The following is a 17,128-nucleotide window of genomic DNA, read 5'->3' on the forward strand; positions in this document are numbered from 1 at the left end:
ATAAGTATATCCTAGTTTACAATTTACATATCATTTGAATTACATTTACCCCTTTAACGATACATTATTATTTAAGTCATAATGGAAGAATCTTGAATGGGAGAATGAATAAAGTTTGACGTCATTTGATATTATTAAACAAACTTATCTCGCAGAAAAAAATCAATTCTGACAGTTGGCTTTGAGCGAACTGTGGAAATTTGCAGATTGTTTTACATCTGATGAAGGCATTACTTAAAGGGGGGAGTCAACTGGGAGCAGGTCAGATTAATATCTTTTTACAATTCGACTATGGGAAAAACGATGAGGCTTTACATAATAGGAAACGGATTTGACATTCGACATGGCTTACCAACAGGATACAAGCACTTTAAGTCGTATGTGGCAAAAAATGACCAAGAACTATATGATTCGATAGAAGAATACATACCAGCTGGAGACGAGTGGAACGAGTTAGAAAGTGCTTTAGGTGAAATTGATTATGAGCTTATCCTTCAAAACAGTGAGATGTTTTTGGCTTCGTACAATACCGATGATTGGAGCGATGCCTACCATCACGATTACCAATATGAAGTAGATAAAATCACACGGATGCTGTCAGCTCGCTTGAAGAAGCAATTCGCTGATTGGGTTAAAGGGATTAACATAGCCGATGCTTACAATTCTGAGCAATACATCCCCCCCATACCAAGAGAAAGTCTCTATTTTTCATTTAATTATACAAATACCTTGCAGCAAATCTATGCCGTTCCAGACGAGCAAATTATACATATTCACGGCAATTGTAGTTACGATGACGATCTCATACTAGGTCACAGTTTTAGGGAGGAAAAGTCACTAAATCCATATATAGGACCGGATCAAGATACAAGAATAGCAGAGGCGTACGACAGCATAGACGAATACTTCGGAAATACATTCAAGCCCAGCGAAGACATAATTGAAGACATAATTAAAGAAGAGAGTGTTTTTTTCTCGTCGCTTAAAAATGTGGATGAGGTCATTGTCTTAGGCCATTCGCTTGCCGAAGTTGACGGTAAATACTTCGCTGAAATAAATAAATGCATCCAAGAAAACGCTCGATGGATAGTTGCTTTATATAGAGGTGAGGAAAAGTCAGGCAGCTTAGAAGATTATGATGTCAGAGACTCAAATATTTCTTACGTGCAGTATGAAGACATCTGAGTGAAACACATATCATTCTACCCAAAACTGGCTATTGAGTCCGCTATGAGCGAGAAGCGGAAGCTCATCTTATAAATGCTGATCAGAGAACTAGACCGAAGTAAGGGTTGGATGAACGTTCATGCTTACTATGAGATCGTAACGCATCGTAGTTCAATACTCTTAGTGAGTAGATAGTTATTATTGTTCAGATAAGTATGGGAATCTCTAGGGAAGTGTGATGGAAATCATGGTAAGGCATTGATTTTTATAGTATTATAAGAGGTGCTTTATTGCTAAAATAGTTACAAGGGAAACAATGAGCACAGATAAAATAAATAAAAAGTCTATTTCCCCAAAGAAAAACATAGGCTTTACTGAAACTGAAAGAAAATTAGCGGCTATTTGTGATAAAACTTTTCTAAAGCTCTGGTCTTGGACCAGTTTATATAGTAATGAAGGTATCAAGCAAAATGGAAAAGGGAAGGAAATCTGCGATCTTCTGGTTTATTACAATAATACAGTCATTATTTTTTCGGATAAAGAAGTTAAATACACTGAAGATAGAGAAAAAAATATTCCTGAAGAGGATGGTACTTCTGTAGCTTGGAAGCGTTGGAAAAGAAGAGCAGTTGATAATTCAGTAAAGCAGATTGAAGGGGCAGAAAGTTGGATTCGCACACATTATGACCGAATTTATTTTACTGAACAATGTTTGTCGAGTGATAAATTTCCGTTTATAAATAGCGAAAGCATCAATCAACTAAATGTCTATCGTGTTGCCATCGCTAACGGCTGCCAATATCCGCTTTATCTAGGTAATGGTATTCATGATGGTATCATCACTAACTGTAGAGATCGTCATGGTAACTATATACACGTTTTTGATAGCTCAACCATTGAAGCTCTAACACAAGAGCTAAGTACCGTAAATGAATTCGTAGGATACCTAGAGGAAAAAGAACGCGCAGCACGAGAAGGATTTTTTACCAACTATGATAAGTTGATAGAACTTGATTTGTTAGCGACATATATCCTAAGCCCATCCATAAGTAGGGATGCAGGTTTATACTTTAAGGAAGAAGGGTTTAAAATTGAGAGGTTTAATGAGCTTAACAAGGCTAGTGATTACTTAAATGGAAAGCAGGAAGATCGGGTTTCACTTATTTTTGATGATTTAATTGAGTATATCTCTGATCAATTTGTAAGAGGAGAAGTTATCTGTACAGGTTTAACTATGTAAATACCCCATTTATAACACAGTCATCTCGTAGAATATTTATGCCGCACTTCGGTACTCAAATGGCGTCATGTCATTGAGTGAATCGTGCGGCCGTTCGTTGTTGTATAGCTCAATCCAGTCTTCGGTTATTTGCTTCACTTCGTTCAGGTTGTTGAAAATGTAGCAATTGAGTACATCATCGCGATAAGTTCGGTTAAATCGTTCAATGTATGCGTTTTGATATGGGCAACCGGGTTTAATGTAATCAATCATAATGTCATGTGCTTTTGCCCAATTTACAAACACTTCCGAGGTGAATTCGCTGCCATTATCAACCCGAATTTTCTCAGGGTAACCGTGCCACTCAGCAAGTTGGTCAAGATAGCGTATGACACGCAATGACGGCATGCTGGTCGCAATATCAATACCTAAAACTTCGCGATTAAAGTCATCAATAACGTTAAATGTGCGGAACCTGACTTTGTTGTGTAAGCTGTCACTCATAAAGTCCATTGACCAAGATTTTCCCAATGCATTCGGTGCAGCTAACGGCTCTGGGTTACGGTTGGGCAGTCGCTTTTTGCCTTTGCGTCGCAGGTTCAGTTTTAGCTCCTTATAAACGCGATAAACACGTTTGTGGTTCCAACTGTGGCCTAGCTTTCGAAGGCGTTTAAAGCACTTCGGGAACCCCCACCGATAATGCTTGTCGATTAAAGCATTCAAGGCATCAATGATTTCGTCATCATCGGTCAGCTTTGGCTCGTAATAGTAAGCGGTACGACTGATACCAACCACATGACAGCACTTCACTACGCTTGCGTTATACTGCACCTGTAACTCGTGTGCCCAGACTTTCCGTTCTGCCACAGGCGCTAGAGCTTTTTTATGATGTCTTCTTGCATCTGTGACTTGAGACTCAACTCAGCATACATCTGCTTAAGTCGACGGTTCTCTTCTTCAAGCTCTTTCAAGCGGCGCACATCAGACGCTTCCATACCGCCGTATTTTTCGCGCCATTTATAAAACGTTGAATTACTGATGCCGTACTTACGACAAATATCTTTCACCGGCATACCCGCTTCGGCTTCTTTTAAAATCGCCACAATCTGGCTTTCAGTCATGCGTTTGCTCATCGTAAAACTCCTTTGTTTTAGTTTACAAGAAATTCTACGAGTGAGCTGTATTATTTTACGGGATAGTTACAACTAAGTTCGAAGCAAACCAAAAAGTATTGGAGGTTCTATGTGATTTTGATCGGTTAAGTCGTAGAGAACTTTCCAAAAGTATTATTGCTAAGTTCAAAGAAACTTTAGGGCGGGCTATTAGTAGTCGGGCTATTTTATTGGGAGAGGATGACTCATCTTATACTCGTAATTCCATTTTTGCCGTTGTTATTTTCCCAAAGGCAGTATGTAAAAAAATGAGTAAAGTAGAATATGAGGAGGAAAGACGTTTGATTGCCCAAGCCTACGCTATTTATTATCAACAGAAGACATCAATGAACAGAGATATTGTAGTGGCTGTGTTTGATAATATTTCAGAACCTCCAGTGATGTGGAACACAAACTATAGAAGCTTTATGGCTAGAGTATATAAAAAAGACTTCGCGCTGGTTTATCGTGAGAAGAGAAATGTTACTGAGCAAGAAATTGACTTATTTCATGAAATGCAAAATAAATGGGGTATATTAAAATCCTCCCCAATAAATAGTTTTCGAGGCAGGGCTTATCAGTTTCATGACTAATTAATATTCATAATGGAAATTAAATTTTTGAGATTTATTGTAAGGCATGGATTAATAAAAACCTGAGCGTCTCATTTAAAATGAACTGCAACCTGTATGTTAACACGGAAAAATGTAAGCAACGTCCGCTCCTGGCTGTGAGTTCAACCGGTGGATGCAACACACAGCACAAACCTGCCACCTAGTAATATTAGGTGTTTTTCACCTCTCTAGAGAAAGTGTATTTCATAATACATCTCAGATATGCAATAACTCATTGGTGTAATTTAGGTATACCTTTTCAACACCATCCAATTCTGGTACTGTTTAACCTATTAATTACCACTTAAATAGAACTGGTTCTCTATAATGACCTCAGCAGTACAAAATCGCTTTGTTAGAGCTTACCTTCGAGCATCAACATCAGAACAAGATGCAACTCGAGCTCAAAACTCAATGGAAGCATTCGCTAAAGAACGAAGGCTGTCAATTTGTAATTACTACATTGAAAATGAATCAGGTTCACGTTTAGATCGCCCAGAGTTGTTTCGGCTTCTTAAGGATTGTCAAACTCAAGATATTTTATTAATTGAAGATGTTGACCGGCTCTCTAGGTTAACTATGGATGATTGGAATAAATTGAAAAAAATGATCCACCAAAAAGATATCCGTGTCATGGCTATTAATGTACCGACAACTTGGCTATCTGCAAATATGAATGATTTTGATAGTCGAATGTTTGCCGCTATTAACGATATGTTACTTGATATGTTAGCCGCAGTTGCACGACGTGATTATGAGCAACGTCGTGAAAGACAAAAACAGGGAATAGAAAAAGCTAAAAAAGAAGGAAAATATAAAGGTCGTCAGGTAAATCAAAATCGATATGATGCAATCAACCGTTTACTCGATAGCGGCCACTCATGGAGCCAAGTTCAAAAAGTTTTAGGCTGTAGCAGAGGTACTATAAGTCGAGCAATTAAACAGTCTATTTAAAGAAAGTAAAAATTGAATTTATAATGAGCATAAACGTATGCCAATACATTGAATTGGTATAATCATCATTTAGGTATTTTAAAAAGAAAGGGGTTTAAAATGAGTATTTTCAGTAAAATCAAAGAAATAGAAACAAAATATAGTATAAAAATACACGAAGGCGAAAATTTTAAGCAAGCGTTGTATAATGGGCATATAAGTGATAGTGATGATTATCTAATTGATAAAATTGAACTAGCAGCAAAGCATTACCCAAATTTAGATCTTGCTTTGTCTACATACGAATCTGACAATTCATCACCTAGGCAATTTTGTTATACTATTGTCATTCCTGTTGTATAAAAAAACACCAAATTAATGGTATCGGAATTTACGGTGATTCCGGCGTGGAACCCAAATAAGATGTACATCGCAATATGAAATCAATATCTAGTCTTAACCCATTGGATTATATGAGCTTACAAGGTGTAGTCGGACAAACCGTTGTTTAAATCAAAATACCCCTTATTGAAACTTAATTACGGCATCGAAGTATTTTGTAACAAAAAACCCGCATTTGCGGGCTTTTTGTTACAAGCTCAATAGGGATGTTATACTAAATTTTTTGACATTTTTTATTATCGGGTGAGCAGCGTAATCCGCGACATATCTTGCAGTAGGATTGAGGAATTTTTTCTCCATTTTGAACTATACGAAACCCAAAAACTTCTTCGATTTCATTGATGCTATCGGCTGTCACTTCACAACAAGGACACTCAGCATATATTTCGTAAGCCATTTAATTCTCCTGTAATTAACTATCTTTATTTTTTCTATCATTCTGCCATTAATTTTTTTTAATACTTTCGAAACTTGCTTAAAGGGGTTTCGCTCCCATTTCATCGAAAAGTCCAAGTTTAGCTCATAGCCCTTTGATATCAAGGGCTATAGGCGATGTTCCATGCAGTAATATTAAATAGTTATTTTAATTTTTAAATGGTTTATCGACTTGATACAAGTCAGAGATAAACATCGCATCGCCATCAATATCATAAAAATGCGTTTTGATGGAAAATGGCGTAAAACTTTGCTGATCATAAAAGAAGTTATTTCGAATAAACACCTTATCCATCTGTGCATTAATATGCAATGCGAGTGCATTTTTAGATTCTGTATCTAGAGTTTCAGCCTTTTTAAATTTAGCGATATCATCTGCCAATTGCATATCTAGGGTAAGCATAAATGTATTATTTAATACTTGAAAGGTTATCGGATCTAAATAAGGCTGATAACCCCATTCGATAAAGTGATGATATAACTGTAATGTATGCTGGTTAAATAACCTGATACTATTCATTTCGTACAAATTTTCGATCCGTCCAGCCCCGATAATTTCATTATTTTTAAGGCTTAACGATAGCTCCGTGGATTTACCTTCTAGAATAACAAAAGCAAAAAAATCATGCGTCAAGATCGAATGCAAATCATCAAGTTCCGTAAAGACTTCATGTTTTTTATGTGTCCATAATTTTTCAGCAAGATGACATACAGAGAGCCACACCGCATCTTCATGTTTTTTGAAGTCAAATACATTTCCTTCTGTATCGTTTGACGTTGCGGTGTTTCGCCGTGCACTGTCCACTAAATCCGAGTAGGACTTATAGCCTATTGATAAACTGAGTGCATCGCGGATCGTCCGCGATAAATAGGGCTGCTTAGGAAAAAGAGGTTTAATCACGTCATAGACAAAAGAGTGTAAGACCTCAAAAGAGGAAAGCATCGATGACGTCATCGCCATTTTAACGGGATTAATGGGCGTCAGAAATTGAGTTGTATTCATACTATATACCTTATTTTTAATGAAGGTAATCAGGAACCGTCTACGCCAGCCTATACCTTCAAAAAATAAAGTAAGGGAGGTTTAAAATAAAAATCAGTGCGATGGCCGTAGAGCTCATGCCCTTATACTAAATCAAATTTTCGCACTCAGGGCAACCCCTATTTTTCAGCCCTAAATTTTCCTCTGGTGATCGGTCAGAGTGATTCGCTATTTTTTTAACCACACCCTCACGTCGTAAATTCCCCTACCAATTGCACATTTGCCGTCAATAGCGGGTAAAACGCAATTCTCATTCCTGCCTTGCGTATCAAAAGGATGCCGAAAACCCCACATCTAGTGATAATGAAGTTCAAACACCCCAATATGCAGCAAAAGTAGTAAATTGCACACTCTAGCGGTAAAACGCAAAATGACTAAAATCCTCCACACCCCCGAAAAAAATCGACCGCACAGAAGGCCTGCTACGATGAAAAAAGAGTATAGGTAAAGCAATCGGCTGGCTAAAAGAAAAAATCACGTAAAATGGCGTAGAATTGGAATTTGGCGGAGGGCAAAAAGTGACACGCTAGAGAAGTGTCACTCACAGAGGAAATGCATTCTTTAGAAAAAAGCGATAAATCAATTCGTTTACTGGGATTGGGGAGGCGTTAATAGCGTTAAGCAACGGTCGAGGATAACGGGATTATTGAGGATCAGGATTTTTTGGGGTTCCACGCCTGAACCACTGATTTTTCCGATACCTAGTATCAGTTAGGGTTGTCACAAAAACGGACGATTGATTGGCAATTGTTAAACTACAATTTTAACGATTTAAAATCGTCACATACCCACTAGTCAGCTACTTTATATAAAGGTGATAATTGCATTTTTTTATGTAACTCTTCATTCCAAAGACTAACAATCCATATTTTTTCACGGTCATTTTGACGTTTAATAGAGTTAACTATATTACATAAAGCCATATGGCAAATTTTATATTCTTCTGTAGATAAAGATGTGAAATCGACAGTTAGATCATAATCGAAGGAATCAAATATCTTATCGATAATATATGCATGTGATTGCAGCTCTTTTTTTAACTCATCCGATAATATTGTTAAGGACGGAGTTCCTAAGCCTACAGACAAACCACTACCCAAGTAATACATACCAGCCATATATCACCTCATTAATACAATTTAATTTTTTTCTTGGGTTGATAAAGTATTTATATGTTCTTATAATTTTGCTTGATTTTGAGAATTCAATATTCTCATATCAATAGCTACTATGTCAGCTTTTGCTAAATGAACTCGGATTTGTTCCACTTAGGTAATTTTTGCAACAAGCCCCTCGAATATCCCTTCAAAGTCTTTAGCCGCTAAATTGGAAAGTTTATACATTATGAGCGTTCTTCACTTTCTTAGCGCTGAGTTAAAAATGCGCAAATTTATTATTTGCAACAAGCCCATATTTCTTACTCCTCGCTTTATGACAAATTTGTAATCATTTTTTAATCAATGACCCATAGTTATAATGGTAGTATTAATATAAATAAACTGATAGAGAGTAAATTTGTTATGAAAAAATTAATATTAGTAATCTTAACTAGTGCGTTATGTATGACAGCTGCAGCTTCTTATGCAGACAGCATGGCTAAGGACAGCATGGCTAAGGACAGCATGGCTAAGGACAGCATGGCTAAGGACAGCATGGCTAAGGACAGCATGGCTAAGGACAGCATGGCTAAAGACGGCATGGCTAAAGACAGCATGGCTAAAGACAGCATGGCTAAAGACAGCATGGCTAAAGACAGCATGGCTAAAGACAGCATGGCTAAAGACAGCATGGCTAAAGACAGCATGGCTAAAGACAGCATGGCTAAAGACAGCATGGCTAAAGACAGCATGGCTAAAGACAGCATGGCTAAAGACAGCATGGCTAAAGACAGCATGGCTAAAGACAGCATGGCTAAAGATGATAAAATGTAATGCTGTATTAATAAATAATAGCTAAATATTCATATAAGTACCTTTTTTAGGTTATCTTTCTGATAAAACTAGAAAGGGTACTTTAATCTTCAGCATGAAGATAATTCTATTAAAATATTTGTCAACTTACTTTTCAAACTCGTCAAAATAAAAGTGCTTTAACGGCTCCATTTGTTGATGAAGAATTCGGATAACAAAAATATCATCGGTTCTATATCGGTAAAAAATTGCATGCTTAGAGTGGTTATGACGCCTAACCCCAACTGCAATTTCTGTACACTCGATTCCTATCAATGGATTGCTGCTAATCACTTCTAATACATCGTGTAAATTTTTGGTGTATTCATCCGCTTTCCTAACACCAAAATTCACGAGGGTATACTCGAATATCCCTTCAAAGTCTTTAGCCGCTAAATTGGAAAGTTTATACATTATGAGCATTCTTCACTTTCTTAGCGATATCTTGGAGCGTTAACGACGACTCACCACTTTGCTCACCGGCATCAATTAACATCTTCAATGCTGCTGTTTGTTTTTCTTGGACCTCAAGTAAACGTAGAGCAGAGCGAACGACTTCACTTGTTGAGCCATATCTTCCAGACGAAATGAGTTGATTAACAAACTCATCCAGTTGAGCTCCGATTGTTACACTTGTTGTACGAGCCATAAAATTACCTTTGTGTTAATTATTAACACAAAAATTTTAGTTGACCCATTTTATAAAATCAAGTCAATTCAATCTATAGCTTTAGGGTATACCCCAGAGCGATAACCTAAAATGCATCAAATCACTATCAATGCAATAACCTATATGCGATACTTTTTATGGGATAACTTAAATGCGATAGATAGGTGAAAAAATGTTCATCCGTGCTTACCTTCGAGCCTCCTCTGAAGATCAATATGCAGATAGAGCAAAAAAGATGCTCAATGATTTTGTTGAAGAACGAGGTGGACGAATTGCGAATTATTATCGCGAACACATCAGCGGAACAAAATTAGAACGCCCCGAACTCTCTCGTTTACTCAGTGACAGTCAACAGGGTGATATTTTGCTCGTTGAACAAATTGACCGACTGACCCGATTAAATAACGCAGATTGGTTAAAACTGAAAAAACAAATTGAGCACCATGAGTTACGCATTGTGAGTTTAGATATTCCGACATCTTGGCAAGCTCTAAATAATCAAGATCTGACACAGAATGATCCTATCACTCAAGCCGTCCTTTCGGCCATTAACACCATGTTAATTGATCTAATGGCCGCCATGTCCCACAAAGATTGGATTAGCCGCCGGGAACGCCAAAAACAAGGTATTGAACGTGCACAATCATTAGGTAAATACAAAGGGAAGCAACCCGATAGAGAACGCCATGATAAGGTAATTTATTATCGAAAAATCAAAGGACTCAGTATTCGAGAAACCGCGGAAGCGACTGGCTATAGTCGTTCTCAAGTGTGCCGTATTCAGTTAAATGACAAACAGAAATCATAAAGACAATTTATTTCATTTTCTGTTATTGGTGAGGGGGTTCGCAGCACATAAGATACTGCGAACAGAAAAATATCACTGCAAGGAAATCAGATCTTCACGGCTTAAACCGGTACTTTCAATAATCAGTTCAAGGCTGACACCATTTTTCAAGAGATTACGCGCCATCATAATCTGCGCTTCACGCATCCCTTCTTCACGGCCTTCTTCACGGCCTTTTTCCCAGCCGATTTTTTCGCCTTTATCTTGTAAGCGTTGTGCAATGTTCACAATGACCTCCTGATGCTTATCTGCCTGTTCACTCAATTGCTGGACAATATGTTCAAAGTTCGGCGAATCCAGCGCAATGAACAGGTAATTGAGGATAGTGATGATGTCGTTATCACTATTATACTGTTGATTCAATGCTTGTGCCAATAACGGGATAACTCGGTCAAATTCATCCCGCAAATATTTGTGCTTCATCGCCAGCTCCATCACGGCCACTTTGCGATGATTCACCAGCTCATTATCATCAATCACCGTCACATCGACCAACGGGAACGGTTGGGTATACAACGTATTGGCGATATCGGGTAACGGAAAACAATCGGTCCACAACTGGGAATACGGATAGGGTGAGCGGCCACCGTGATAAAACAGCACCGGAACCACCAACGGCAGCGTTTTATTCCCTTGCTGAAGGTGTTGATTCATGGCTAAAAACGCATAATGCATCAATCGCCACGCCATCAGCTTATCCGGCGTCGATTGATGCTCGACCAACAGGTAGATATACCCTTCACCTTCAGTGGTTTGTACCGAGTAAAGCACATCCGATAAGCGGGAGCGTAATTGCTTATCAATAAACGAAGAATTGGTCAGTGACAAGGTACTAAAATCACACAGCGCTTTGATGTGCTCCGGCAAATGTATCTCAAAAAAGTCCTTAGCACTGTCAACTTGCGTCATAAAGCCTTTGAAAGCGGCATCATGGGCTGTCGGGGTCTGTTTGGGTTTCATCAATCCGCCTTTCACACGTCACATCTTAAGTGGCTAGGATACTCAAAATGACGACGCTTGTCCGCTTTTTGACGTCGAGGTATGTTCGTTGGCCACTTGTCCAATACGCACGACTTCAGACACAAGGTGATTCACGCGCCAAAGGAGTTTTACGATGAGCAAACGCATGACTGAAAGCCAGATTGTGGCGATTTTAAAAGAAGCCGAAGCGGGTATGCCGGTGAAAGATATTTGTCGTAAGTACGGCATCAGTAATTCAACGTTTTATAAATGGCGCGAAAAATACGGCGGTATGGAAGCGTCTGATGTGCGCCGCTTGAAAGAGCTTGAAGAAGAGAACCGTCGACGTAAGCAGATGTATGCTGAGTTGAGTCTCAAGTCACAGATGCAAGAAGACATCATAAAAAAGCTCTAGCGCCTGTGGCAGAACGGAAAGTCTGGGCACACGAGTTACAGGTGCAGTATAACGCAAGCGTAGTGAAGTGCTGTCATGTGGTTGGTATCAGTCGTACCGCTTACTATTAGGGGTCTGACGCTCAGTGGAACGAAAACTCACGTTAAGGGATTTTGGTCATGAGATTATCAAAAAGGATCTTCACCTAGATCCTTTTAAATTAAAAATGAAGTTTTAAATCAATCTAAAGTATATATGACCTAGATTCTACGTCAGTACTTCAAAAAGCATAATCAAAGCCTTGATAAATATGCATTCCTTCGAAATTCAGCTTTCACCCATTGGGTGAAAGAAAAGTGCTCAAAAATATGTTAAATTATCAGCTTTTATGACTCGATATATGGTAAAATAATAGTAAGAAAAGTAGTAAAAAGGGGTTCTAATTATGATTAATAAAATTGATTTCAAAGCTAAGAATCTAACATCAAATGCAGGTCTTTTTCTGCTCCTTGAGAATGCAAAAAGCAATGGGATTTTTGATTTTATTGAAAATGACCTCGTATTTGATAATGACTCAACAAATAAAATCAAGATGAATCATATAAAGACCATGCTCTGCGGTCACTTCATTGGCATTGATAAGTTAGAACGTCTAAAGCTACTTCAAAATGATCCCCTCGTCAACGAGTTTGATATTTCCGTAAAAGAACCTGAAACAGTGTCACGGTTTCTAGGAAACTTCAACTTCAAGACAACCCAAATGTTTAGAGACATTAATTTTAAAGTCTTTAAAAAACTGCTCACTAAAAGTAAATTGACATCCATTACGATTGATATTGATAGTAGTGTAATTAACGTAGAAGGTCATCAAGAAGGTGCGTCAAAAGGATATAATCCTAAGAAACTGGGAAACCGATGCTACAATATCCAATTTGCATTTTGCGACGAATTAAAAGCATATGTTACCGGATTTGTAAGAAGTGGCAATACTTACACTGCAAACGGTGCTGCGGAAATGATCAAAGAAATTGTTGCTAACATCAAATCAGACGATTTAGAAATTTTATTTCGAATGGATAGTGGCTACTTTGATGAAAAAATTATCGAAACGATAGAATCTCTTGGATGCAAATATTTAATTAAAGCCAAAAGTTATTCTACACTCACCTCACAAGCAACGAATTCATCAATTGTATTCGTTAAAGGAGAAGAAGGTAGAGAAACTACAGAACTGTATACAAAATTAGTTAAATGGGAAAAAGACAGAAGATTTGTCGTATCTCGCGTACTGAAACCAGAAAAAGAAAGAGCACAATTATCACTTTTAGAAGGTTCCGAATACGACTACTTTTTCTTTGTAACAAATACTACCTTGCTTTCTGAAAAAGTAGTTATATACTATGAAAAGCGTGGTAATGCTGAAAACTATATCAAAGAAGCCAAATACGACATGGCGGTGGGTCATCTCTTGCTAAAGTCATTTTGGGCGAATGAAGCCGTGTTTCAAATGATGATGCTTTCATATAACCTATTTTTGTTGTTCAAGTTTGATTCCTTGGACTCTTCAGAATACAGACAGCAAATAAAGACCTTTCGTTTGAAGTATGTATTTCTTGCAGCAAAAATAATCAAAACCGCAAGATATGTAATCATGAAGTTGTCGGAAAACTATCCGTACAAGGGAGTGTATGAAAAATGTCTGGTATAATAAGAATATCATCAATAAAATTGAGTGTTGCTCTGTGGATAACTTGCAGAGTTTATTAAGTATCATTGCAGCAAAGATGAAATCAATGATTTATCAAAAATGATTGAAAGGTGGTTGTAAATAATGTTACAATGTGTGAGAAGCAGTCTAAATTCTTCGTGAAATAGTGATTTTTGAAGCTAATAAAAAACACACGTGGAATTTAGGTTTCATTCTGGCGACGTCCGTATTTGCCTTTCGGAAGCATAAAATCGGACGCGTTGTGGCTCGCTTCAGGTAAAATATTGACTATTCATGTTGTTGTTATTTCGTCTCTTCCAGAATAAGGAATCCCATGGTTAAAAAATCACTGCGCCAGTTCACGCTGATGGCGACGGCAACCGTCACGCTGTTGTTAGGAAGTGTGCCGCTGTATGCGCAAACGGCGGACGTACAGCAAAAACTTGCCGAATTAGAGCGGCAGTCGGGAGGCAGACTGGGTGTGGCATTGATTAACACAGCAGATAATTCGCAAATACTTTATCGTGCTGATGAGCGCTTTGCGATGTGCAGCACCAGTAAAGTGATGGCCGCGGCCGCGGTGCTGAAGAAAAGTGAAAGCGAACCGAATCTGTTAAATCAGCGAGTTGAGATCAAAAAATCTGACCTTGTTAACTATAATCCGATTGCGGAAAAGCACGTCAATGGGACGATGTCACTGGCTGAGCTTAGCGCGGCCGCGCTACAGTACAGCGATAACGTGGCGATGAATAAGCTGATTGCTCACGTTGGCGGCCCGGCTAGCGTCACCGCGTTCGCCCGACAGCTGGGAGACGAAACGTTCCGTCTCGACCGTACCGAGCCGACGTTAAACACCGCCATTCCGGGCGATCCGCGTGATACCACTTCACCTCGGGCAATGGCGCAAACTCTGCGGAATCTGACGCTGGGTAAAGCATTGGGCGACAGCCAACGGGCGCAGCTGGTGACATGGATGAAAGGCAATACCACCGGTGCAGCGAGCATTCAGGCTGGACTGCCTGCTTCCTGGGTTGTGGGGGATAAAACCGGCAGCGGTGACTATGGCACCACCAACGATATCGCGGTGATCTGGCCAAAAGATCGTGCGCCGCTGATTCTGGTCACTTACTTCACCCAGCCTCAACCTAAGGCAGAAAGCCGTCGCGATGTATTAGCGTCGGCGGCTAAAATCGTCACCGACGGTTTGTAATAGCGGAAACGGAATGGGGAAACTCATTCCGTTTTTGTTTATCGCCTTAGACGGCAAAAGTGCTGTCGCCCACCTGCGCTTGCGCATACCAGGCCATAAGCTCCGTGGTTCCTGGTTCTCCTTCCGCTGGAGCCCAGTGCGCATAGTCATCGGCAGCCACGGGTTGATAGCCACCGTGTTTTACTTCAAAAATTATGCCACCGGTATCCAGCGACAGCACGGCATGCCAGGTTCCTGCGGCCATCTCCAGCACCGTACAGGTTTCCCCCAATATCGCCCGATGGGTGACGGTACCCCGATCGTCAAAATTCAGCACCACGAAACGACCCCTTAATGGCAACAGTAGCTCGAAGGTGTGAGGGTGTCGGTGCGGGCGCACGTAGGTCCCAGGTTCCATGGCAATAGCCAGACGTTGGACCGAATCGCTTAATTCTGGATGGAAATTACGGTGCGCGCGGAGCCGAGGCGATTGCACAGCCGCTGCGCTCTGTTGCTGCATATCGCTCATGGTAATTTGTTTCATCAGGATGACCTTGTCGATTAATGAATTGGGGGGGATTACCGTATGACGTCAGGGTGACAGAACCCGCAGAGCAAGTGAAGAACTGGGTTTGCCAATTTTTCCCTATCCTGATTTACTGAAATGGTATTGACGGTAGTGCTGATATTCAGGCCACTTTTTTAGTTGATAAAAGTCTGTAATTCTTTTTACCGTCTGGGAAAAATTTACGGTGGTAATCACCCCCCAATTATTTCAGTATGAGTAAACTTGGTCTGACAGTTACCAATGCTTAATCAGTGAGGCACCTATCTCAGCGATCTGTCTATTTCGTTCATCCATAGTTGCCTGACTCCCCGTCGTGTAGATAACTACGATACGGGAGGGCTTACCATCTGGCCCCAGTGCTGCAATGATACCGCGAGACCCACGCTCACCGGCTCCAGATTTATCAGCAATAAACCAGCCAGCCGGAAGGGCCGAGCGCAGAAGTGGTCCTGCAACTTTATCCGCCTCCATCCAGTCTATTAATTGTTGCCGGGAAGCTAGAGTAAGTAGTTCGCCAGTTAATAGTTTGCGCAACGTTGTTGCCATTGCTGCAGGCATCGTGGTGTCACGCTCGTCGTTTGGTATGGCTTCATTCAGCTCCGGTTCCCAACGATCAAGGCGAGTTACATGATCCCCCATGTTGTGCAAAAAAGCGGTTAGCTCCTTCGGTCCTCCGATCGTTGTCAGAAGTAAGTTGGCAGCAGTGTTATCACTCATGGTTATGGCAGCACTGCATAATTCTCTTACTGTCATGCCATCCGTAAGATGCTTTTCTGTGACTGGTGAGTACTCAACCAAGTCATTCTGAGAATAGTGTATGCGGCGACCGAGTTGCTCTTGCCCGGCGTCAACACGGGATAATACCGCACCACATAGCAGAACTTTAAAAGTGCTCATCATTGGAAAACGTTCTTCGGGGCGAAAACTCTCAAGGATCTTACCGCTGTTGAGATCCAGTTCGATGTAACCCACTCGTGCACCCAACTGATCTTCAGCATCTTTTACTTTCACCAGCGTTTCTGGGTGAGCAAAAACAGGAAGGCAAAATGCCGCAAAAAAGGGAATAAGGGCGACACGAAAATGTTGAATACTCATACTCTTCCTTTTTCAATATTATTGAAGCATTTACCAGGGTTATTGTCTCATGAGCGGATACATATTTGAATGTATTTAGAAAAATAAACAAATAGGGGTTCCGCGCACATTTCCCCGAAAAGTGCCACCTGACGTCTAAGAAACCATTATTATCATGACATTAACCTATAAAAATAGGCGTATCACGAGGCCCTTTCGTCTTCAAGAATTTTATAAACCGTGGAGCGGGCAATACTGAGCTGATGAGCAATTTCCGTTGCACCAGTGCCCTTCTGATGAAGCGTCAGCACGACGTTCCTGTCCACGGTACGCCTGCGGCCAAATTTGATTCCTTTCAGCTTTGCTTCCTGTCGGCCCTCATTCGTGCGTTCTAGGATCCTCCGGCGTTCAGCCTGTGCCACAGCCGACAGGATGGTGACCACCATTTGCCCCATATCACCGTCGGTACTGATCCCGTCATCAATGAACCGGACTGCCACGCCCTGAGCGTCAAATTCCTTTATCAGTTGGATCATATCGGCAGTGTCGCGGCCAAGACGGTCGAGCTTCTTAACCAGAATGACATCACCTTCCTCCACCTTCATCCTCAGCAAATCCAGCCCTTCCCGGTCTGTTGAACTGCCGGATGCCTTATCGGTAAATATACGGTTTGCTTTCACACCTGCGTCTTTGAGTGCTCTGACCTGAAGATCAAGAGACTGCTGACTGGTTGAGACCCGAGCGTAACCAAAAAGTCGCATAAAAATGTACCTTAAATCGAATATCGGACAACTCATGTCTATTAT

20 protein-coding genes and 1 pseudogene are annotated in these 17,128 nt (G+C 40.2%); 9 read left to right on the forward strand and 12 right to left on the reverse strand.

Going from position 1 to position 17,128, the window contains the following annotated elements:
- Positions 1–303 precede the first annotated feature (303 nt).
- Together M1F17_RS22075 and M1F17_RS22080 are read left to right on the forward strand one after the other, a co-directional pair.
- Positions 304–1,185, forward strand: a complete 882-nt coding sequence (locus M1F17_RS22075) for a bacteriophage abortive infection AbiH family protein (RefSeq protein WP_140172787.1) — start codon at positions 304–306, stop codon at positions 1,183–1,185.
- A gap of 298 nt (positions 1,186–1,483) precedes the next feature.
- Positions 1,484–2,407, forward strand: a complete 924-nt coding sequence (locus tag M1F17_RS22080) for a hypothetical protein (RefSeq protein ID WP_318837474.1) — start codon at positions 1,484–1,486, stop codon at positions 2,405–2,407.
- A gap of 36 nt (positions 2,408–2,443) precedes the next feature.
- Here M1F17_RS22080 and M1F17_RS22085 read toward each other — a convergent pair.
- A protein-coding gene (locus M1F17_RS22085; protein ID WP_413242978.1) for an IS3 family transposase occupies positions 2,444–3,519 on the reverse strand; the annotation gives its coding sequence in 2 pieces (ribosomal slippage) (positions 2,444–3,270 and positions 3,270–3,519; 1,077 coding nt in all).
- Between the two features lie 287 nt (positions 3,520–3,806).
- Between M1F17_RS22085 and M1F17_RS22090 the strand changes: the two genes are divergently transcribed.
- From M1F17_RS22090 to M1F17_RS22100, 3 genes are all read left to right on the forward strand, one after another.
- Positions 3,807–4,130, forward strand: a complete 324-nt coding sequence (locus tag M1F17_RS22090; protein ID WP_318837475.1) for a hypothetical protein — start codon at positions 3,807–3,809, stop codon at positions 4,128–4,130.
- A gap of 348 nt (positions 4,131–4,478) precedes the next feature.
- Positions 4,479–5,105, forward strand: coding sequence for a recombinase family protein (locus M1F17_RS22095; protein ID WP_220693744.1), 627 nt, complete (start codon positions 4,479–4,481; stop codon positions 5,103–5,105).
- 99 nt (positions 5,106–5,204) lie between these two features.
- On the forward strand, positions 5,205–5,447 hold the full coding sequence (locus M1F17_RS22100) for a hypothetical protein (protein ID WP_140172923.1): 243 nt from the start codon (positions 5,205–5,207) through the stop codon (positions 5,445–5,447).
- Between the two features lie 253 nt (positions 5,448–5,700).
- Here the strand turns inward: M1F17_RS22100 and M1F17_RS22105 are convergent, their stop codons facing one another.
- The 7 genes from M1F17_RS22105 to M1F17_RS22130 form a co-directional block, all read right to left on the reverse strand.
- Complete coding sequence (locus M1F17_RS22105; RefSeq protein WP_140172924.1) at positions 5,701–5,883, reverse strand: hemagglutinin; 183 nt, start codon at positions 5,881–5,883, stop codon at positions 5,701–5,703.
- Between the two features lie 186 nt (positions 5,884–6,069).
- Positions 6,070–6,924, reverse strand: a complete 855-nt coding sequence (locus tag M1F17_RS22110) for a hypothetical protein (protein WP_140172925.1) — start codon at positions 6,922–6,924, stop codon at positions 6,070–6,072.
- Positions 6,925–7,754: 830 nt separating this feature from the next.
- Complete coding sequence (locus M1F17_RS22115; RefSeq protein WP_140172926.1) at positions 7,755–8,081, reverse strand: hypothetical protein; 327 nt, start codon at positions 8,079–8,081, stop codon at positions 7,755–7,757.
- Between the two features lie 60 nt (positions 8,082–8,141).
- Positions 8,142–8,231, reverse strand: coding sequence for a hypothetical protein (locus M1F17_RS22610; protein ID WP_375547323.1), 90 nt, complete (start codon positions 8,229–8,231; stop codon positions 8,142–8,144).
- Between the two features lie 288 nt (positions 8,232–8,519).
- Positions 8,520–8,906, reverse strand: coding sequence for a pentapeptide repeat-containing protein (locus M1F17_RS22615; protein WP_413242995.1), 387 nt, complete (start codon positions 8,904–8,906; stop codon positions 8,520–8,522).
- A 114-nt stretch (positions 8,907–9,020) separates the two neighbouring features.
- Positions 9,021–9,326 (reverse strand): type II toxin-antitoxin system RelE/ParE family toxin, encoded by a 306-nt coding sequence (locus M1F17_RS22125; RefSeq protein ID WP_140172927.1) that lies wholly within the window; start codon positions 9,324–9,326, stop codon positions 9,021–9,023.
- A complete protein-coding gene (locus M1F17_RS22130; RefSeq protein ID WP_071548927.1) occupies positions 9,319–9,561 on the reverse strand; it encodes a type II toxin-antitoxin system ParD family antitoxin in 243 nt (80 codons plus the stop codon). The genes M1F17_RS22125 and M1F17_RS22130 overlap by 8 nt, the downstream gene beginning before the upstream one ends.
- Positions 9,562–9,754: 193 nt before the next feature.
- Here M1F17_RS22130 and M1F17_RS22135 point away from each other — a divergent pair, with 193 nt between their 5' ends.
- Entirely contained in the window at positions 9,755–10,390 is a 636-nt protein-coding gene (locus M1F17_RS22135; RefSeq protein ID WP_125894910.1) for a recombinase family protein, read from the forward strand.
- 72 nt (positions 10,391–10,462) lie between these two features.
- On the opposite strand, the gene M1F17_RS22140 is transcribed toward M1F17_RS22135, so the two are convergent.
- Entirely contained in the window at positions 10,463–11,389 is a 927-nt protein-coding gene (locus M1F17_RS22140) for an Rpn family recombination-promoting nuclease/putative transposase (RefSeq protein ID WP_125894908.1), read from the reverse strand.
- 154 nt (positions 11,390–11,543) lie between these two features.
- Between M1F17_RS22140 and M1F17_RS22145 the strand changes: the two are divergent.
- The 3 genes and pseudogenes from M1F17_RS22145 to M1F17_RS22155 all read left to right on the forward strand — a co-directional run.
- Positions 11,544–11,769, forward strand: a pseudogene (locus M1F17_RS22145) (transposase); the annotation flags it as partial.
- A 459-nt stretch (positions 11,770–12,228) separates the two neighbouring features.
- The gene (locus M1F17_RS22150) at positions 12,229–13,491 is read left to right on the forward strand and encodes an IS1380-like element ISEcp1 family transposase (RefSeq protein ID WP_000608644.1); all 1,263 of its coding nucleotides are present in this window, start codon (positions 12,229–12,231) and stop codon (positions 13,489–13,491) included.
- Between the two features lie 334 nt (positions 13,492–13,825).
- Positions 13,826–14,701, forward strand: a complete 876-nt coding sequence (locus M1F17_RS22155) for an extended-spectrum class A beta-lactamase CTX-M-3 (protein ID WP_011091028.1) — start codon at positions 13,826–13,828, stop codon at positions 14,699–14,701.
- A 46-nt stretch (positions 14,702–14,747) separates the two neighbouring features.
- On the opposite strand, the gene M1F17_RS22160 is transcribed toward M1F17_RS22155, so the two are convergent.
- The 3 genes from M1F17_RS22160 to M1F17_RS22170 all read right to left on the reverse strand — a co-directional run bounded on the left by M1F17_RS22160 (position 14,748) and on the right by M1F17_RS22170 (position 17,083).
- On the reverse strand, positions 14,748–15,224 hold the full coding sequence (locus M1F17_RS22160) for a WbuC family cupin fold metalloprotein (protein ID WP_013023839.1): 477 nt from the start codon (positions 15,222–15,224) through the stop codon (positions 14,748–14,750).
- 258 nt (positions 15,225–15,482) lie between these two features.
- The gene (locus tag M1F17_RS22165; RefSeq protein ID WP_000027057.1) at positions 15,483–16,343 is read right to left on the reverse strand and encodes a broad-spectrum class A beta-lactamase TEM-1; all 861 of its coding nucleotides are present in this window, start codon (positions 16,341–16,343) and stop codon (positions 15,483–15,485) included.
- Between the two features lie 182 nt (positions 16,344–16,525).
- Positions 16,526–17,083: a recombinase family protein gene (locus M1F17_RS22170; protein ID WP_001235713.1), complete on the reverse strand. Its 558-nt coding sequence runs from the start codon at positions 17,081–17,083 to the stop codon at positions 16,526–16,528.
- Positions 17,084–17,128 lie beyond the last annotated feature (45 nt).

The organism is Providencia sp. PROV073 (assembly GCF_033688125.1).
Taxonomy (GTDB): domain Bacteria; phylum Pseudomonadota; class Gammaproteobacteria; order Enterobacterales; family Enterobacteriaceae; genus Providencia; species Providencia hangzhouensis.

Bases quoted from the DNA above. Each gene is read 5' to 3' on its own strand.
- M1F17_RS22075 (WP_140172787.1), top strand. From the start codon at position 304: ATGAGGCTTTACATAATAGGAAACGGATTTGACATTCGACATGGCTTA.
- M1F17_RS22080 (WP_318837474.1), top strand. From the start codon at position 1,484: ATGAGCACAGATAAAATAAATAAAAAGTCTATTTCCCCAAAGAAAAAC.
- M1F17_RS22090 (WP_318837475.1), top strand. From the start codon at position 3,807: ATGAGTAAAGTAGAATATGAGGAGGAAAGACGTTTGATTGCCCAAGCC.
- M1F17_RS22095 (WP_220693744.1), top strand. From the start codon at position 4,479: ATGACCTCAGCAGTACAAAATCGCTTTGTTAGAGCTTACCTTCGAGCA.
- M1F17_RS22100 (WP_140172923.1), top strand. From the start codon at position 5,205: ATGAGTATTTTCAGTAAAATCAAAGAAATAGAAACAAAATATAGTATA.
- M1F17_RS22105 (WP_140172924.1), bottom strand. From the start codon at position 5,883: ATGGCTTACGAAATATATGCTGAGTGTCCTTGTTGTGAAGTGACAGCC.
- M1F17_RS22110 (WP_140172925.1), bottom strand. From the start codon at position 6,924: ATGAATACAACTCAATTTCTGACGCCCATTAATCCCGTTAAAATGGCG.
- M1F17_RS22115 (WP_140172926.1), bottom strand. From the start codon at position 8,081: ATGGCTGGTATGTATTACTTGGGTAGTGGTTTGTCTGTAGGCTTAGGA.
- M1F17_RS22125 (WP_140172927.1), bottom strand. From the start codon at position 9,326: ATGTATAAACTTTCCAATTTAGCGGCTAAAGACTTTGAAGGGATATTC.
- M1F17_RS22130 (WP_071548927.1), bottom strand. From the start codon at position 9,561: ATGGCTCGTACAACAAGTGTAACAATCGGAGCTCAACTGGATGAGTTT.
- M1F17_RS22135 (WP_125894910.1), top strand. From the start codon at position 9,755: ATGTTCATCCGTGCTTACCTTCGAGCCTCCTCTGAAGATCAATATGCA.
- M1F17_RS22140 (WP_125894908.1), bottom strand. From the start codon at position 11,389: ATGAAACCCAAACAGACCCCGACAGCCCATGATGCCGCTTTCAAAGGC.
- M1F17_RS22150 (WP_000608644.1), top strand. From the start codon at position 12,229: ATGATTAATAAAATTGATTTCAAAGCTAAGAATCTAACATCAAATGCA.
- M1F17_RS22155 (WP_011091028.1), top strand. From the start codon at position 13,826: ATGGTTAAAAAATCACTGCGCCAGTTCACGCTGATGGCGACGGCAACC.
- M1F17_RS22160 (WP_013023839.1), bottom strand. From the start codon at position 15,224: ATGAAACAAATTACCATGAGCGATATGCAGCAACAGAGCGCAGCGGCT.
- M1F17_RS22165 (WP_000027057.1), bottom strand. From the start codon at position 16,343: ATGAGTATTCAACATTTTCGTGTCGCCCTTATTCCCTTTTTTGCGGCA.
- M1F17_RS22170 (WP_001235713.1), bottom strand. From the start codon at position 17,083: ATGCGACTTTTTGGTTACGCTCGGGTCTCAACCAGTCAGCAGTCTCTT.